Origin of the sequence: Burkholderia pyrrocinia (assembly GCF_022809715.1) — a bacterium.
Classification (GTDB): Bacteria; Pseudomonadota; Gammaproteobacteria; order Burkholderiales; family Burkholderiaceae; genus Burkholderia; species Burkholderia pyrrocinia_C.
On the sequence record NZ_CP094459.1, the window covers coordinates 2,633,867 to 2,649,385 of the forward strand.

Annotated in this window: 16 protein-coding genes; 10 read left to right on the forward strand and 6 right to left on the reverse strand. The window is 68.1% G+C overall.

Annotated elements, in window-relative coordinates; translation table 11 throughout:
• Positions 1-13 precede the first annotated feature (13 nt).
• From kdpB to MRS60_RS12260, 6 genes are all read right to left on the reverse strand, one after another.
• Positions 14-2,098 (reverse strand): potassium-transporting ATPase subunit KdpB, encoded by a 2,085-nt coding sequence (gene kdpB / locus MRS60_RS12235; protein ID WP_243564756.1) that lies wholly within the window; start codon positions 2,096-2,098, stop codon positions 14-16.
• A 54-nt stretch (positions 2,099-2,152) separates the two neighbouring features.
• On the reverse strand, positions 2,153-3,958 hold the full coding sequence (gene kdpA / locus MRS60_RS12240) for a potassium-transporting ATPase subunit KdpA (RefSeq protein ID WP_175749727.1): 1,806 nt from the start codon (positions 3,956-3,958) through the stop codon (positions 2,153-2,155).
• The gene (gene kdpF, locus MRS60_RS12245; RefSeq protein ID WP_006752209.1) at positions 3,955-4,047 is read right to left on the reverse strand and encodes a K(+)-transporting ATPase subunit F; all 93 of its coding nucleotides are present in this window, start codon (positions 4,045-4,047) and stop codon (positions 3,955-3,957) included. The genes kdpA and kdpF overlap by 4 nt, the downstream gene beginning before the upstream one ends.
• A 299-nt stretch (positions 4,048-4,346) precedes the next feature.
• Positions 4,347-5,321 (reverse strand): quinone oxidoreductase family protein, encoded by a 975-nt coding sequence (locus MRS60_RS12250; protein WP_243564757.1) that lies wholly within the window; start codon positions 5,319-5,321, stop codon positions 4,347-4,349.
• Between the two features lie 177 nt (positions 5,322-5,498).
• Positions 5,499-5,891 carry a methylglyoxal synthase gene (locus tag MRS60_RS12255; RefSeq protein ID WP_034184850.1) on the reverse strand — a complete coding sequence of 131 codons (393 nt, stop codon included), beginning with the start codon at positions 5,889-5,891 and terminating at the stop codon, positions 5,499-5,501.
• Positions 5,892-5,946: 55 nt separating this feature from the next.
• A complete protein-coding gene (locus MRS60_RS12260; RefSeq protein ID WP_034184849.1) occupies positions 5,947-6,726 on the reverse strand; it encodes an SDR family oxidoreductase in 780 nt (259 codons plus the stop codon).
• A gap of 209 nt (positions 6,727-6,935) precedes the next feature.
• On the opposite strand from MRS60_RS12260, the gene upp reads away from it, so the two are divergent.
• The 10 genes from upp (at position 6,936) to MRS60_RS12310 (ending at position 15,278) form a co-directional block, all read left to right on the forward strand.
• The gene (gene upp / locus MRS60_RS12265) at positions 6,936-7,586 is read left to right on the forward strand and encodes a uracil phosphoribosyltransferase (protein WP_034184848.1); all 651 of its coding nucleotides are present in this window, start codon (positions 6,936-6,938) and stop codon (positions 7,584-7,586) included.
• A gap of 221 nt (positions 7,587-7,807) precedes the next feature.
• Positions 7,808-8,536 (forward strand): YebC/PmpR family DNA-binding transcriptional regulator, encoded by a 729-nt coding sequence (locus MRS60_RS12270; RefSeq protein ID WP_034184847.1) that lies wholly within the window; start codon positions 7,808-7,810, stop codon positions 8,534-8,536.
• Between the two features lie 104 nt (positions 8,537-8,640).
• Positions 8,641-9,921, forward strand: a complete 1,281-nt coding sequence (gene purD, locus MRS60_RS12275) for a phosphoribosylamine--glycine ligase (RefSeq protein WP_243564758.1) — start codon at positions 8,641-8,643, stop codon at positions 9,919-9,921.
• A gap of 116 nt (positions 9,922-10,037) precedes the next feature.
• The gene (gene hemF, locus MRS60_RS12280; protein WP_034184845.1) at positions 10,038-10,961 is read left to right on the forward strand and encodes an oxygen-dependent coproporphyrinogen oxidase; all 924 of its coding nucleotides are present in this window, start codon (positions 10,038-10,040) and stop codon (positions 10,959-10,961) included.
• A gap of 14 nt (positions 10,962-10,975) precedes the next feature.
• Positions 10,976-11,701, forward strand: coding sequence for a nicotinate-nucleotide adenylyltransferase (locus MRS60_RS12285; RefSeq protein WP_175749849.1), 726 nt, complete (start codon positions 10,976-10,978; stop codon positions 11,699-11,701).
• Positions 11,702-11,705: 4 nt separating this feature from the next.
• Positions 11,706-12,164 (forward strand): ribosome silencing factor, encoded by a 459-nt coding sequence (rsfS, locus tag MRS60_RS12290; protein ID WP_243564759.1) that lies wholly within the window; start codon positions 11,706-11,708, stop codon positions 12,162-12,164.
• A 19-nt stretch (positions 12,165-12,183) separates the two neighbouring features.
• Positions 12,184-12,654 (forward strand): 23S rRNA (pseudouridine(1915)-N(3))-methyltransferase RlmH, encoded by a 471-nt coding sequence (rlmH, locus tag MRS60_RS12295; RefSeq protein ID WP_034184842.1) that lies wholly within the window; start codon positions 12,184-12,186, stop codon positions 12,652-12,654.
• A 51-nt stretch (positions 12,655-12,705) separates the two neighbouring features.
• Entirely contained in the window at positions 12,706-13,338 is a 633-nt protein-coding gene (locus MRS60_RS12300; RefSeq protein WP_034184841.1) for a Maf family protein, read from the forward strand.
• 8 nt (positions 13,339-13,346) lie between these two features.
• On the forward strand, positions 13,347-14,816 hold the full coding sequence (gene rng, locus MRS60_RS12305) for a ribonuclease G (RefSeq protein WP_034184840.1): 1,470 nt from the start codon (positions 13,347-13,349) through the stop codon (positions 14,814-14,816).
• A 126-nt stretch (positions 14,817-14,942) separates the two neighbouring features.
• A complete protein-coding gene (locus MRS60_RS12310; RefSeq protein WP_034184839.1) occupies positions 14,943-15,278 on the forward strand; it encodes a YggL family protein in 336 nt (111 codons plus the stop codon).
• Positions 15,279-15,519 lie beyond the last annotated feature (241 nt).

Sequence of the window (15,519 nt, forward strand, 5' to 3'; positions counted from 1 at the left end):
TTCCTTCAGGACCTCAGGCCCAGCCGAGTGCGGCGAGCGTCATGTCGATCAGCTTGATGAACGGGAACGGCAGCAGCAAGCCGCCGAGGCCGTACACGAGCAGGTTGCGGCGCAGCAGCGACGCGGCGCCGAGCGGCCGGTACGTGACGCCCTTCAGCGCGAGCGGGATCAGCGCGACGATGATCAGCGCGTTGAAGATCACCGCCGACAGGATCGCGGACGCCGGCGACGTCAGGTGCATGATGTCGAGCACGCGCAACTGCGGGTACGTCGTCACGAACGCGGCCGGGATGATCGCGAAGTACTTCGCGATGTCGTTCGCGATCGAGAACGTCGTCAGCGAACCGCGCGTCATCAGCATCTGCTTGCCGATCTCGACGATCTCGATCAGCTTCGTCGGGTTCGAATCGAGGTCGACCATGTTGCCCGCTTCCTTCGCGGCCTGCGTGCCCGTGTTCATCGCGACCGCCACGTCGGCCTGCGCGAGCGCCGGCGCGTCGTTGGTGCCGTCGCCCGTCATCGCGACGAGGCGCCCCGCCGCCTGGTGCTCGCGGATCGTCGCGAGCTTGGTTTCCGGCGTCGCTTCCGCGAGGAAATCGTCGACGCCCGCTTCCGCCGCGATCGCCGCGGCCGTCAGCCGGTTGTCGCCCGTCACCATCACGGTCTTGATGCCCATCTTGCGCAGTTCCGCGAAGCGCTCCTTGATGCCGCCCTTCACGATGTCCTTCAGCTCGATCACGCCGAGCACGCGCGCCGCCCCTTCATGCAGGTCGGCCACGACGAGCGGCGTGCTGCCGCGGCGCGCGACGTCGTCGACCGCGCGGCGCACTTCTTCCGGGAAGCGGCTGCCGTGCGTCTCGACGTAGCGGCGGATCGCGTCGGCCGCGCCCTTGCGGATCTCGCGGCCGGGCAGGTCGACGCCGCTCATCCGGGTCTGCGCGGAGAAGCCGAGGAACGTCGCGTGCAATTGCCCCATGTCGCGCTGGCGAATGTTGAAGCGCTCCTTCGCGAGCACGACGATGCTGCGGCCTTCCGGCGTTTCGTCGGCGAGCGACGACAGTTGCGCGGCGTCGGCCAGCGCTTCCTCGGTCACGCCCGGCGCGGGCACGAACATCGACGCCTGGCGGTTGCCGAGCGTGATCGTGCCGGTCTTGTCGAGCAGCAGCACGTCGACGTCGCCGGCCGCTTCCACCGCGCGGCCCGACGTCGCGATCACGTTCGCCTGCATCATCCGGCTCATCCCCGCCACGCCGATCGCGGACAGCAGGCCGCCGATCGTCGTCGGGATCAGGCACACGAGCAGCGCGACGAGCGCGGTGATCGTCACCACGTGGCCGGCCTTCATCGCGTCGACCGCGAACGTCGAGAACGGCAGCAGCGTCGCGGTCGCGAGCAGCATCACGATCGTCAGCGCGACGAGCAGGATCGTCAGCGCGATCTCGTTCGGCGTCTTCTTGCGCTTCGCGCCTTCGACCATCGCGATCATCCGGTCGAGGAACGCCTCGCCGGGGTTCGCGGTGACCCTGACGACGATCCAGTCGGACAGCACGCGCGTGCCGCCCGTCACCGACGAGAAGTCGCCGCCCGATTCGCGGATCACCGGCGCGGATTCGCCGGTGATCGCCGATTCGTCGACCGACGCAACGCCGTCGACGACCTCGCCGTCGGCCGGGATCACGTCGCCGGTCTCGACGAGCACGATGTCACCCTTGCGCAGGTCGGATGCGGTCGTGACGCGGATCGGCGACTTCGGATGCGGCTCGTTGAGCTTCTTCGCCATCACGTCCTTCTTCGCGCTGCGCAGCGATGCGGCCTGCGCCTTCGAGCGCCCTTCGGCGAGCGCTTCGGCGAAGTTCGCGAACAGCACCGTGAACCACAGCCACAGCGCGATCGCGAGGATGAAGCCCGCGGGCGCCTCGGCCTGGCCGGCAAGCGCCGCGATCCACAGGATTGTGGTCAGGATGCTGCCGACGTACACGCAGAACATCACCGGGTTGCGGAACTGCGTGCGCGGCGTGAGTTTCTTGAACGAATCCACGATCGCCGGGCGCAGCAGCGCCGGATCGAACATGGATCGTGTTGCGGAATGTTGAGTCATTGCGATCTCTTCAATCTCTTCAGTCTTTTCAATGTGTGACCATGCGGGCGCGCGTCACGCGCCCAGCCACATCATCAGGTGCTCGACGCCAGGGCCGAGCGCTAGCGCCGGCACGTAGGTCAGCGCGCCCACCAGCAGCACGGTGCCGAGCAGCAGCACGACGAACAGCGGACCGTGCGTCGGCAGCGTGCCGCTCGTCACCGCGATGCGCTTCTTCGCGGCGAGCGAGCCGGCGATCGCCAGCACCGGCACGATCGTGCCGAAGCGGCCGAACCACATCGCGATCGCGGTCATCCAGTTGTAGAACGGCGTGCCGACCGTCAGGCCCGCGAACGCGCTGCCGTTGTTGTTCGCGGCCGAACTGAACGCGTACAGGATTTCCGAGAAGCCGTGCGGGCCCGGGTTCGCGATGCCGGCCTTGCCCGCATCGGCGAGCACGGCGATCGACGTGCCGACCAGCACCAGCAGCGGCGTGAGCAGCACGACGATCGACACCATCTTCATCTCGTACGACTCGATCTTCTTGCCGACGTACTCCGGCGTGCGGCCGATCATCAGGCCGGCGACGAACACCGCGAGCAGCGCGAACACGAGCATCCCGTAGAGGCCCGAGCCGACCCCGCCATAGACCACCTCGCCGAGCTGCATCAGCAGCATCGGCACGAGGCCGCCGAGCGGCGTCAGCGAATCGTGCATCGTGTCGACCGCGCCGCACGACGCGGCCGTCGTCGCGACCGTGAAGATGCCGGTCTGCGCGATCCCGAAGCGGGTTTCCTTCCCTTCCATGTTGCCGCCCGACTGCAGCGCGTTCGCCGACTGGTCGACGTGCAGCGCGGCGAGCGTCGGGTTGCCGCCCTGCTCGGCGCTCACCTCGACGCCGACCGCGACCGCGAACGCGACCGTCATCGCCGCGAGCACGGCGATACCCTGCCGGCGATCGCCGATCACGCGGCCGAACACGAGGCACAGCGCGGCCGGGATGATCAGGATCGCGAAGATCTGGATGAAGTTCGCGAACGGCGTCGGATTCTCGTACGGATGCGCGGAGTTCGCGTTGAAGAAGCCGCCGCCGTTGGTGCCGAGCATCTTGATCGCTTCCTGCGACGCGACCGGGCCCATCGCGAGCGTCTGCTTCGTGAGCGGGGTCGGCACCGTCACCGGAGCGCCCTTGTCGTCCTTCACCGGGTTGCCCTGCGCATCAAGCTTCGGCGCCGCATAGGTGCTCGCCTGCAGCACCGGCACGTCCTGGTACGCCTTCATGTTCTGGATCACGCCCTGGCTCATCAGCAGCGCGGCGACGATCATCGACATCGGCACGAGCACGTACATCGTCACGCGCGTGAGGTCGACCCAGAAGTTGCCGATGGTCTGCGCGGTGTGGCGCGCGAAGCCGCGGACCAGCGCGATCACGACGACGATGCCGGTCGCCGCCGACAGGAAGTTCTGCACGGTCAGGCCGAGCATCTGCGTCAGGTAGCTGACGGTCTGCTCCGGCGTGTAGTCCTGCCAGTTCGTGTTGGTGACGAAGCTGACGGCCGTGTTGAACGCGCCGTCGACCGTCATCGCGCCGAACTGCTGCGGGTTGCCGGGCAGGAAACCCTGCAGGCGCAGCAGGCCGTAAAGGAACAATGCGCCGAGCGCGTTGAACGCGATCGTCGCGATCGCGTACTGCTTCCAGCTCATCTCGCTGCCGGCGTCGACGCCGGCGATGCGGTACAGCGCGCGTTCGAGCGGCCCGAACACGCGCACGACGCGCGAGCTGCCGTCCATCACCGCCGTCAGGTAGCGCGCGACCGGTACGGCCGCCGCCAGCAGCACGACGATGAACAGCAGCATCTGCAACAGGTTGTTCGCGTTCATTCGATGTCCTCCGCGCGCAGCAGCGCAAAGACGAGATACGCGAACAGCAGGGCTGTCGATGCGCCCGCCAGCCAAAGCATCCAGGTCATGCTCGCCCCCCGCGACCGTATTGCACGAGCTTCTCGCAACCGGCAACCAAACCGAGGATCAGCACGGTGAAAAGCACCAGGGCGCCGATGAATACCCCATCCATTTTTGTGTTCTCCGTCGTCGAAATCAGACGACTAGAACCTTATGGGAACGCACGTAAAGGACGGGTCAAAGGTATCGGGGCGGATGTAAAAAACGTGTAAACGCGAGGCGGGAGGAAAACGGACGCAGGACGGGCGGCGCCGCAGCGCCGCCCGCGAAGGCGCGTGCCGGCATGGCGCCGGCACGAAGGGAACGGTCAGGGAACGAGGATCGTCGAGCCGGTGGTCTTGCGCGCCTCGAGATCTTCATGCGCGCGGCCGACTTCCGCGAGCGGATAGCGCTGGTTGATGCTCGTCTTCACCTTGCCCGACAGGATCACGTCGAACAGCTCGGCGGCCGCGGCTTCGAGATCGGCGCGCTTCGCGATGTACGAGAACAGCGTCGGCCGCGTGAAGAACAGCGAGCCGCGCGACGAGAACTCCTTCGAGTCGATCGGCGGCAGCGGGCCCGACGCGTTGCCGAAGCTGACGAACAGGCCGAGCGGCGCGAGGCTGTCGAGCGAGCCGATGTAGGTGTCCTTGCCGATCGAATCGTAGACGACCGGCACGCCCGCGCCGTTCGTGATCTCCTTCACGCGCTGCGTGAAGTTCTCGCGCGTATAGACGACCGGATAGTCGCAGCCGTGCGCCTTCGCCAGCTCGGCTTTCTCGTCGGAGCCGACCGTGCCGATCACGGTCGCACCGAGCGCCTTCGCCCACTGGCACACGAGCAGGCCGACGCCGCCGGCCGCCGCGTGAATCAGGATCGTGTCGCCGGCCTTTACCGGATACGTGCGGCGCAGCAGGTAGTGCGCGGTCAGGCCTTGCAGCATCACCGACGCCGCGTCGTCGTAGCTGATGCCGTCCGGCAGCTTCACGAGCCGCTCGGCCGGCATCACGCGCTCCTGCGCATACGCGCCCGGCGGCTGCCCGACATAGGCGACGCGGTCGCCGACCTTGAGCGCGGTCACGCCGTCGCCGACGGCCGTCACCTCGCCCGCCGCCTCCATCCCGAGGCCGCCGGGCAGCGGCTGCGGATAGAGGCCCGTGCGGAAATACACGTCGATGTAGTTGAGCCCGACCGCGTGCTGCCGGATGCGGACTTCGCCCGCCTTCGGCGCGCCGACCTCGACATCGACCCACTTCATCACGTCCGGGCCGCCCGGCTGGTCGTATCGGATTGCTTTCGGCATCGTTTCGCTCCTCGTCTGTCTATCCGTCAGAAAAAAATCCGGGTCGCCGATGCGCGGGCCGGCCGATTCATGCGGGAACCGGTCGGCAGGCGCGCGTCGCGACGCACGATTCTCGCGCGCCGCCGCCGTCCGTGCATGGCCCTGCCGCCAGCAGGGGCAATCGGGCCCAGCAAGCGCCTAGCAAACGTCCTGCATGCTCCGCGCCAGATCGTCGAGCAGCATCCGCGCCGTCGCGACGTTGGTCGCGACCGGCACGTCGTGCACGTCGCATGCGCGCACGAGCGCGGTGATGTCGGGGTCGTGCGGCTGCGCGGTCATCGGGTCGCGCAGGAACACGACGATGTCGATGCGGCCGTCGGCCAGCTCGGCGCCGATCTGCAGGTCGCCGCCGAGCGGCCCCGACAGCTTGCGCTCGACCTCCAGCCCGTGCGCGGCCGCGATGCGGCCGCCCGTCGTGCCGGTCGCGACCAGCCGGCATTGCGCGAGCGTCTCGCGAAATTGACCCGCGAGCGCGACGATCTCGTCCTTCTTCGCGTCGTGCGCAATCAGTGCGATGCGGGGTTTGCTCATCTCCGGTTCCTTTGTCGTTCAGTTGTTGTCGTGATCGTGATCTGGCGGGCGCGCGTCAGAACGTGCCCGGATACGCGCCGCCGTCGAGCAGCCAGTTCTGCCCGGTGATGTAGCCGGCATGCACGCTGCACAGGAACGCGCACGCCGCGCCGAATTCCTCGCGCGTGCCGAGGCGGCCGGCCGGGATGTCCTTCGTGCGCCGCGCGCGCATTTCGTCGACCGTCACGCCCTGCGCCTGCGCCGACGCGGCGAGCGTCGTCGCGATCCGGTCGGTGTCGAACAGCCCCGGCAGCAGGCTGTTGATCGTCACGCCCTGGCCGGCGACCTTGCGCGACAGCCCCGCGACGAAGCCGGTCAGCCCCGAGCGCGCGCCGTTCGACAGCGCGAGCACGTCGATCGGCGCCTTGACGGCCGAACTCGTGATGTTGACGATCCGGCCGAAGCCGCGCGCGATCATCCCGTCGATGGTCGCGCGGATCAGCTCGATCGGCGTCAGCATGTTCGACTCGAGCGCGCGGATCCAGTCGTCGTGCGAGAAGTCGCGGAAGTCGCCCGGCGGTGGCCCGCCCGCATTGTTCACAAGAATGTCCGGCTGCGGGCACGCGGCAAGCGCGGCCGCGCGCCCGTCCGGCGTCGTGATGTCGCACGCGACCGCCGTGACCGACACGCCGGACGCCGCGCGGATCGCGTCGGCGGTGGCCTCGAGCGTGTCGCGCGTGCGCGCGACGATCACGAGGTTCACGCCCTCGGCGGCCAGCGCTTCCGCGCAGCCGCGCCCGAGGCCCTTGCTTGCCGCGCACACGAGCGCGGTCTTTCCTGCGATGCCGAGATCCATCGTCGATTCCCTAGTGGCGAAGCGCGCCGATGCGGCCCCGAGTCGCGCCGGCGGGCGGGCGAACGGGCGTGCGCGGCACGCGGATTGTCGTGAGACGTCGATAATATCCGGATCATGTGGCGCGCCTTGGTAAAATTGCGGCCATAAGCGGCGGCCGGCCCGGCGCCGCCGTCGCCCCGATCCCCTTTTGCCGCCAAGGCGCCCCCGTCATGAAACAGGACAGCCGTTTCCCGAATCTCTTCATCCTCGATCACCCGCTGATCCAGCACAAGCTCACCCACATGCGCGACAAGGACACGTCGACGCGCACGTTCCGCGAGCTGCTGCGCGAGATCACGCTGCTGATGGGCTATGAGATCACCCGCAACCTGCCGATCACGACCAGACGGGTCGAAACCCCGCTCGTCGAGGTCGACGCGCCCGTGATCGCGGGCAAGAAGCTCGCGATCGTGCCCGTGCTGCGCGCGGGCATCGGGATGTCGGACGGCCTGCTCGACCTGGTCCCGTCCGCGCGCGTCGGCCACATCGGCGTATACCGCGCCGAAGACCACCGCCCGGTCGAATACCTCGTGCGCCTGCCCGACCTCGAGGACCGCATCTTCATCCTGTGCGACCCGATGGTCGCGACCGGCTATTCGGCCGTGCATGCGGTCGACGTGCTCAAGCGCCGCAACGTGCCGGCCGCGAACATCATGTTCGTCGCGCTCGTCGCCGCGCCCGAGGGCGTGCAGGTGTTCCAGGACGCGCACCCGGACGTGAAGCTGTATGTGGCTTCGCTCGACTCGCATCTGAACGAGCACGCGTACATCGTGCCGGGCCTCGGCGACGCGGGCGACCGCCTGTTCGGCACCAAGAACTGACGTGCCTGCGCGGCCGCGCGGCGCGCCGTCGGGTATCCCGCGGCGGCCTGCCCAGCCGTTCGGCCATGCGCGGCGGCCCCGATCCGACGGTCGCCGCGTGATAAAATCTCGATCCACTCGACACGCGCGGCCCCGCGGCTTCATGCCCGCCGAAACGGCCGCCGACTCAACGACACATTGGCACAATCGCCCGCGCAGCGCGCCCGGGCACGGAGAAAGGTATGGCTGGTCATTCGAAATGGGCCAACATCAAGCATAAGAAGGCAGCGGCCGACGCGAAGCGCGGCAAGATCTGGACCCGCCTGATCAAGGAAATCCAGGTCGCGGCCCGCCTCGGCGGCGGCGACGTCAACTCGAACCCGCGCCTGCGTCTCGCGGTCGACAAGGCGGCCGACGCGAACATGCCGAAGGACAACGTCAAGCGCGCGATCGATCGCGGCGTCGGCGGCGCGGACGGCGCGAACTACGAGGAAATCCGTTACGAAGGCTACGGCATCAGCGGCGCGGCGATCATCGTCGACACGCTGACCGACAACCGCACCCGTACGGTCGCGGAAGTCCGCCACGCGTTCTCGAAGTTCGGCGGCAACATGGGCACCGACGGCTCGGTCGCGTTCATGTTCGATCACGTCGGCCAGTTCCTGTTCGCGCCCGGCACGTCGGAAGACGCGCTGATGGAAGCCGCGCTCGAAGCCGGCGCGAACGACGTGAACACGAACGACGACGGCTCGATCGAAGTGCTGTGCGACTGGCAGGAATTCTCGAAGGTGAAGGACGCGCTCGAAGCCGCCGGCTTCAAGGCCGAACTCGCCGAAGTGACGATGAAGCCGCAGAACGAAGTCGAATTCACCGGCGACGACGCGGCGAAGATGCAGAAGCTCCTGGACGCGCTCGAGAACCTCGACGACGTGCAGGACGTGTATACGAACGCCGTCATCGTCGAGGAATGAGATGCCGGCCGCCGTGCTCCTGTCGCGGCGGCGGCCCGACCGAATCCGCGGCCGGCGCGCCTGAGCGTGCCGGCCGCCCTGTTTTCTAGTCTGCGGGGAATCCCATGAAACTACTCGTCGTCGGTTCCGGCGGCCGCGAACATGCGCTGGCGTGGAAGCTCGCGCAGTCGCCGCGCGTCCAGATGGTCTACGTCGCACCCGGCAATGGCGGTACGGCGCAGGACGAGCGTCTGAAGAACGTCGACATCACGTCGCTCGACGAACTCGCCGATTTCGCGGAAAGCGAAGGCGTCGCGTTCACGCTCGTCGGTCCGGAAGCACCGCTCGCGGCCGGCATCGTCAACCTGTTCCGCACGCGCGGCCTGAAGGTGTTCGGCCCGACCCGCGAAGCCGCGCAGCTCGAAAGCTCGAAGGATTTCGCGAAGGCGTTCATGAAGCGTCACGGCATCCCGACGGCCGACTACGAAACCTTTTCCGATGCTGCCGCGGCCCACGCGTACATCGACGCGAAGGGTGCGCCGATCGTCGTGAAGGCCGACGGCCTCGCGGCCGGCAAGGGCGTCGTCGTCGCGATGACGCTCGAAGAAGCACACGCCGCCGTCGACATGATGCTGTCGGGCAACAAGCTCGGCGATGCCGGCGCGCGCGTCGTGATCGAGGAATTCCTCGATGGCGAGGAAGCGAGCTTCATCGTGATGGTCGACGGCAAGCACGCGCTGGCGCTGGCTTCCAGCCAGGACCACAAGCGCCTGCTCGACGAGGACCGCGGTCCGAACACCGGCGGCATGGGCGCGTATTCGCCCGCGCCGATCGTCACGCCGCAGATGCACGCACGCGTGATGCGCGAAATCATCATGCCGACCGTGCGCGGGATGGAGAAGGACGGCATCCGCTTCACGGGCTTCCTGTATGCGGGCCTGATGATCGACAAGGAAGGCAATCCGCGCACGCTCGAGTTCAACTGCCGGATGGGCGACCCGGAAACGCAGCCGATCATGGCGCGCCTGAAGAGCGATTTCTCGAAGGTCGTCGAGCAGGCGATCGCGGGCACGCTCGATACGGTCGAGCTCGACTGGGACCGCCGCACCGCGCTCGGCGTCGTGCTGGCCGCGCACGGCTACCCGGACGCGCCGCGCAAGGGCGACCGCATCAACGGGATCCCGGCCGAGACCGAACAGGCCGTCACGTTCCATGCGGGCACGACGCTCGGCGACGGCGACAAGCTGGTGACGTCCGGCGGCCGCGTGCTGTGCGTGGTCGGCCTCGCCGATTCGGTGCGCGAAGCGCAGCAGCATGCGTACGACACGATCAACCAGATCAATTTCGAAGGCATGCAGTACCGCCGCGACATCGGTTTCCGCGCGCTCAACCGCAAGAGCGTGTGACGATCGCAACCGCCGCCCCGCCCTCGCGCGGCGGCCTCTCTGCCGGGGTTCGATAGAATGCCCGGCAGATGCCTTTTTTACGGCCCCCGCTTCGGGCGGGGGCACCCAGTCCAGACATGACCGATTCGACCTACGACGTGGCGCGCGTGCGCACGTACCTCCAGGGCCTGCAGGCACGCATCGCCGACGCGCTCGGCGCGCTCGACGGCACGCCGCTCGCGACCGATGCGTGGCAGCGCGGGCCGGCCGAGCGCCTGCGCGGCGGCGGCTGCACGCGGATTCTCGAAGGCGGCCGCGTGTTCGAACGCGCGGGAATCGGCTTTTCCGACGTCGCGGGCGACGCGCTGCCGCCGTCGGCGAGCGCGGCGCGCCCGCAGCTCGCGGGCCGCGGCTTCGAGGCGCTCGGCGTGTCGCTCGTGCTGCACCCGCGCAATCCGTACTGCCCGACCGTGCACATGAACGTGCGGATGCTGATCGCGACGAAACCGGGCGAAGACCCCGTGTTCTGGTTCGGCGGCGGCATGGATCTGACACCGGTTTACGGTTTCGAGGATGACGCGCGCCATTTCCACCAGACCTGCAAGGATGCGCTCGACCCGTTCGGCGCCGAGCTCTACCCGCGCTTCAAGAAATGGTGCGACGAGTATTTCTTCCTGAAGCACCGCAACGAGATGCGCGGCATCGGCGGGATCTTCTTCGACGATTTCTCCGAGCCCGGTTTCGAACGCTCGTTTGACATGATGCAAAGCGTCGGCGATGCGTTCCTGCAGGCCTACCTGCCGATCGTCGAGCGCCGCGCCGACCTGCCGTACGGCGAGCGCGAGCGCGACTTCCAGGCCTACCGCCGCGGCCGTTACGTCGAATTCAACCTCGTGTTCGACCGTGGCACGCTGTTCGGCCTGCAAAGCGGCGGCCGGACCGAGTCGATCCTGATGTCGATGCCGCCGGTCGCGAACTGGCGCTACAACTGGCAACCCGAACCGGGAACGCCGGAAGCGCGCCTGTACAGCGACTTCATCGTGCCGCGCGACTGGGTCTGAGCCCGCGCGCCCCGCTGCCCCAAGAAAAGGACGCGTTTCTGGACACCACCGCCCGCCCCGCCCCGCTGCCGCGTCGTATCGGCTTGCTGGGCGGCACTTTCGACCCGATCCACGACGGCCATCTCGCGCTCGCGCGCCGGTTCGCCGAGCTGCTCGGCCTGACCGAGCTCGTGCTGCTGCCCGCCGGGCAGCCGTACCAGAAGCGCGACGTGTCGGCCGCCGAGCATCGGCTCGCGATGACGCGCGCGGCCGCGGATTCGCTCGTGCTGCCGGGCGTGACCGTGACCGTCGCCACCGACGAGATCGAGCACGCCGGCCCGACCTACACGGTCGACACGCTCGCGCGCTGGCGCGAGCGGATCGGCCCCGACGCGTCGCTGTCGCTGCTGATCGGCGCCGACCAGCTCGTGCGCCTCGACACGTGGCGCGACTGGCGCAAGCTGTTCGACTACGCGCACATCTGCGCGTCGACGCGCCCGGGCTTCGAGCTCGGCGCGGCGCCGCCGGAGGTTGCGCAGGAAATCGCCGCGCGGCAGGCCGGCGCCGACGTGCTGAAGGCCACGCCGGCCGGCCGCCTGCTGATCGACACGACCCTCGCGTTCGACATCGCCGCGACCGACATCCGCGCGCACCTGCGCGAATGCATCGCGCGCCATGCGCAAATGCCCGACGCATCGGCCGAACATGTACCGGCCGCCGTATGGGCCTATATTCTTCAACATCGCCTCTACCACACCTGATTCCATGGATATTCGCAAACTGCAGCGCGTGATCGTCGACGCCCTCGAAGACGTCAAGGCGCAAGACATCAAGGTGTTCAACACCAGCCACCTGACCGAACTGTTCGACCGCGTGGTCGTCGCATCGGGCACCTCCAACCGCCAGACCAAGGCCCTCGCGTCGAGCGTGCGCGACAAGGTCAAGGAAGCCGGCGGCGACATCGTCAGCTCCGAGGGCGAGGAGACCGGCGAATGGGTGCTCGTCGACTGCGGCGACGCCGTCGTGCACATCCTGCAGCCGGCCCTGCGCCAGTACTACAACCTCGAGGAAATCTGGGGCGACAAGCCCGTGCGGATGAAGCTCGGCGGCGGCAAGGGCCAGAATGGCTTCGCGACGGCCAGCGAAGACGACGAAGACGAGGAAGACGAGGAAGAAGCCGCGCCGGCCCGCCCGGCACGCAAGACGGCCGCCCGCCGCCGCTAAGTCGTCACGAATCGTCCCGATGAAGCTTTTCATCCTCGCGGTCGGCCACAAGATGCCGGGCTGGATCGCATCCGGCTTCGACGAATACACGAAGCGGATGCCGCCCGAGCTGCGCATCGAGCTGCGCGAGATCAAGCCCGAACTGCGCTCGGGCGGCCGTAGCGCCGAAAGCGTGATGGCGGCCGAGCGGCAAAAGATCGAGGCCGCGCTGCCGAAGGGCGCGCGCGTCGTCGCGCTCGACGAGCGCGGCCGCGACTGGACCACGATGCAGCTCGCGCAGGCGCTGCCCGGCTGGCAGCAGGACGGCCGCGACGTCGCGTTCGTGATCGGCGGCGCCGACGGGCTCGATCCGGAACTGAAAGCACGCGCCGACGTGCTGCTGCGCATCTCGAGCATGACGCTGCCGCACGGGATGGTGCGCGTGCTGCTCGCCGAACAGCTTTACCGGGCGTGGAGCATCACGCAGAATCACCCCTACCACCGCGCATGACGTGTCGTCCTCGAGACGCGCGCCGCGCGCGCTCACCGAGATAACGACACCATGCCGTCCAGCACGTCCCCCGCGCTTTTCCCGATCCTTTACCTCGCTTCGCAAAGCCCGCGCCGCCAGGAGCTGCTGCAGCAGATCGGCGTACGCTTCGAGTTGCTGCTGCCGCGCCCCGACGAAGACGCCGAGGCGCTCGAAGCCGAACTGCCCGGCGAAGCCGCCGATGCGTACGTGCGGCGCGTGACCGTCGCGAAGGCCGAAGCCGCGCGTGCGCGCCTCGTCGCGAGCGGCAAGCCGGCCGCGCCGGTGCTGGTTGCCGATACGACCGTCACGATCGACGGCGCGATCCTCGGCAAGCCGGCCGACGCCGATGACGCGCTCGCGATGCTGACGCGCCTCGCGGGCCGCGAACACGCGGTGCTGACCGCCGTCGCCGTGATCGACGCGCGCGGCGAACTGCTGCCGCCCGCGCTGTCGCGCTCGTCGGTACGCTTCGCGGCGGCGTCGCGCGACGCATACGCGCGCTACGTCGAAACGGGCGAGCCGTTCGGCAAGGCCGGCGCGTACGCGATCCAGGGGCGCGCGGCCGAATTCATCGAGCGGATCGACGGTTCCCATTCGGGTATCATGGGTCTGCCCCTTTTTGAGACCGCGGCGCTGTTGCGCGCCGCGCGTGTCGCCTTCTGAATCCCACCATGAACGAAGAAATCCTGATCAACCTCACGCCGCAGGAAACGCGGGTCGCACTCGTCCAGCAAGGCGCGGTGCAGGAGCTTCACGTCGAGCGCACGCTGTCGCGCGGGCGGGTCGGCAACATCTATCTCGGCAAGGTCGTGCGCGTGCTGCCCGGCATGCAGTCGGCGTTCATCGACATCGGCCTCGAGCGCGCGGCGTTCCTGCACGTCGCCGACATCTGGCATCCGCGCCTCGCGGGCGAGCCGCAATCGAGCGCGCCGCACCAGCCGATCGAGAAGACCGTGTTCGAAGGCCAGACGCTGATGGTCCAGGTGATCAAGGATCCGATCGGCACGAAGGGCGCGCGGCTGTCGACGCAGGTCAGCATCGCGGGCCGCACGCTCGTCTACCTGCCGCAGGAGCCGCATATCGGCATCTCGCAGAAGATCGAGAGCGAGGCCGAGCGCGAGGCCGTGCGCGCGCGCCTGACGGCCGTGATCCCGCCGGACGAGAAAGGCGGCTATATCGTGCGCACGATCGCCGAGGATGCGACCTCCGACGAGCTGGCCGGCGACGTCGCCTACCTGCGCAAGACGTGGGCGACGATCGTCGCGCAGGCGCAGCGGCTGCCGGCGACGAGCCTGCTGTACCAGGATCTCGATCTCGCGCAGCGAGTGCTGCGCGATTTCGCGAACGACGACACGACGCGCATCCAGGTCGATTCGCGCGAGACGTACCAGCGCCTCTCCGAATTCGCGTCCGAGTTCACGCCGGCCGTGAGCCCGAAGCTGCACCACTACACCGGCGAGCGGCCGCTGTTCGACCTGTACAACATCGAGACGGAGATCCAGCGCGCGCTGTCGCGCCGCGTCGACCTGAAGTCGGGCGGCTACCTGATGATCGACCAGACCGAGGCGATGACGACGATCGACGTGAACACGGGCGGCTATGTCGGCGCGCGCAACTTCGACGACACGATCTTCAAGACCAACCTCGAGGCCGCGCACACGATCGCGCGGCAACTGCGGCTGCGCAACCTCGGCGGGATCATCATCATCGACTTCATCGACATGGAGAACGCCGAGCATCGCGACGCGGTGCTGTCCGAGCTGAAGAAGGCGCTGTCGCGCGACCGCACGCGCGTGACGGTCAACACGTTCTCGCAGCTCGGGCTCGTCGAGATGACGCGCAAGCGCACGCGCGAATCGCTCGCGCACGTGCTGTGCGAGCCCTGCCCGACCTGCCAGGGCAAGGGCCAGGTGAAGACGTCGCGCACCGTGTGCTACGACATCTTGCGCGAGATCCTGCGCGAATCGCGGCAGTTCAACCCGCGCGAATTCCGTGTGATCGCCGCGCAGCAGGTGATCGATCTGTTCCTCGACGAGGAGTCGCAGCATCTCGCGATGCTGATCGACTTCATCGGCAAGCCGGTGTCGCTGCAGGTCGAATCGAACCTGAGCCAGGAGCAGTACGATATCGTGCTGATGTAACGTTCCGCCCATCCGCCGCCGGCATCGCCGCGCGGCGCTTCGATGCGGCGCCCGGGCCGCTCGCGCATCCCGCGCCAGCGCCCGCCGCCGCCCTTTCACTTACCCTTTTCGTATTCATCACGCACCATGAGCCAAGGCCACAACCGCCGCCAGCGCAAGAAACTCCACATCGGCGAATTCCAGGAACTCGCGTTCAACGCGACCGCGCATTACCGCAACGAGATGACCGACCTCGAACGCGGCGAACTGATCGACGCGTTCATCGACTTCGTCGAAGCGAACGGGCTGCTGACCGTCGCGTCCGCGGACGAAGGCATCGGCGCCTACGTGATCTCCGGCGCACCGCGCGGCACGACGACCGACGCCGATCGCGAGATCGTGCGCGGCTGGCTAGCCGCACGGCCGGAACTGACCGACGTCAAGGTCAGCGAATTCACCGACGCGTGGTATCCGGACGCCTGACTTTCCGGTTTCTCCCTGCAGCGGGCAGCGCCCGCGCCTGCCCGCCGTGAAGGCGGGCCAGGCCGGCGCCTGCGTGCACCGCCTCCTCTCCCGCTCCCTCCCTTCCCCGTCGCCCGACACCCGCGCGACCGGCACCGACTCACACGATTCGCGCCGCGTCGACCGTGATTACCCCTGATCAGGCGCCGCAACCTCGACCTCAACCGTCATTCGGCATCCCCCGCCCCGCCTCCGATCCCTT

Coding starts and splice junctions, on each gene's coding strand:
- purD (WP_243564758.1), top strand. CDS start 8,641: ATGAAACTACTCGTCGTCGGTTCCGGCGGCCGCGAACATGCGCTGGCG.
- MRS60_RS12270 (WP_034184847.1), top strand. CDS start 7,808: ATGGCTGGTCATTCGAAATGGGCCAACATCAAGCATAAGAAGGCAGCG.
- rng (WP_034184840.1), top strand. CDS start 13,347: ATGAACGAAGAAATCCTGATCAACCTCACGCCGCAGGAAACGCGGGTC.
- kdpA (WP_175749727.1), bottom strand. CDS start 3,958: ATGAACGCGAACAACCTGTTGCAGATGCTGCTGTTCATCGTCGTGCTG.
- rsfS (WP_243564759.1), top strand. CDS start 11,706: ATGGATATTCGCAAACTGCAGCGCGTGATCGTCGACGCCCTCGAAGAC.
- MRS60_RS12300 (WP_034184841.1), top strand. CDS start 12,706: ATGCCGTCCAGCACGTCCCCCGCGCTTTTCCCGATCCTTTACCTCGCT.
- rlmH (WP_034184842.1), top strand. CDS start 12,184: ATGAAGCTTTTCATCCTCGCGGTCGGCCACAAGATGCCGGGCTGGATC.
- kdpB (WP_243564756.1), bottom strand. CDS start 2,098: ATGACTCAACATTCCGCAACACGATCCATGTTCGATCCGGCGCTGCTG.
- MRS60_RS12250 (WP_243564757.1), bottom strand. CDS start 5,321: ATGCCGAAAGCAATCCGATACGACCAGCCGGGCGGCCCGGACGTGATG.
- kdpF (WP_006752209.1), bottom strand. CDS start 4,047: ATGACCTGGATGCTTTGGCTGGCGGGCGCATCGACAGCCCTGCTGTTC.
- upp (WP_034184848.1), top strand. CDS start 6,936: ATGAAACAGGACAGCCGTTTCCCGAATCTCTTCATCCTCGATCACCCG.
- MRS60_RS12255 (WP_034184850.1), bottom strand. CDS start 5,891: ATGAGCAAACCCCGCATCGCACTGATTGCGCACGACGCGAAGAAGGAC.
- MRS60_RS12310 (WP_034184839.1), top strand. CDS start 14,943: ATGAGCCAAGGCCACAACCGCCGCCAGCGCAAGAAACTCCACATCGGC.
- hemF (WP_034184845.1), top strand. CDS start 10,038: ATGACCGATTCGACCTACGACGTGGCGCGCGTGCGCACGTACCTCCAG.
- MRS60_RS12260 (WP_034184849.1), bottom strand. CDS start 6,726: ATGGATCTCGGCATCGCAGGAAAGACCGCGCTCGTGTGCGCGGCAAGC.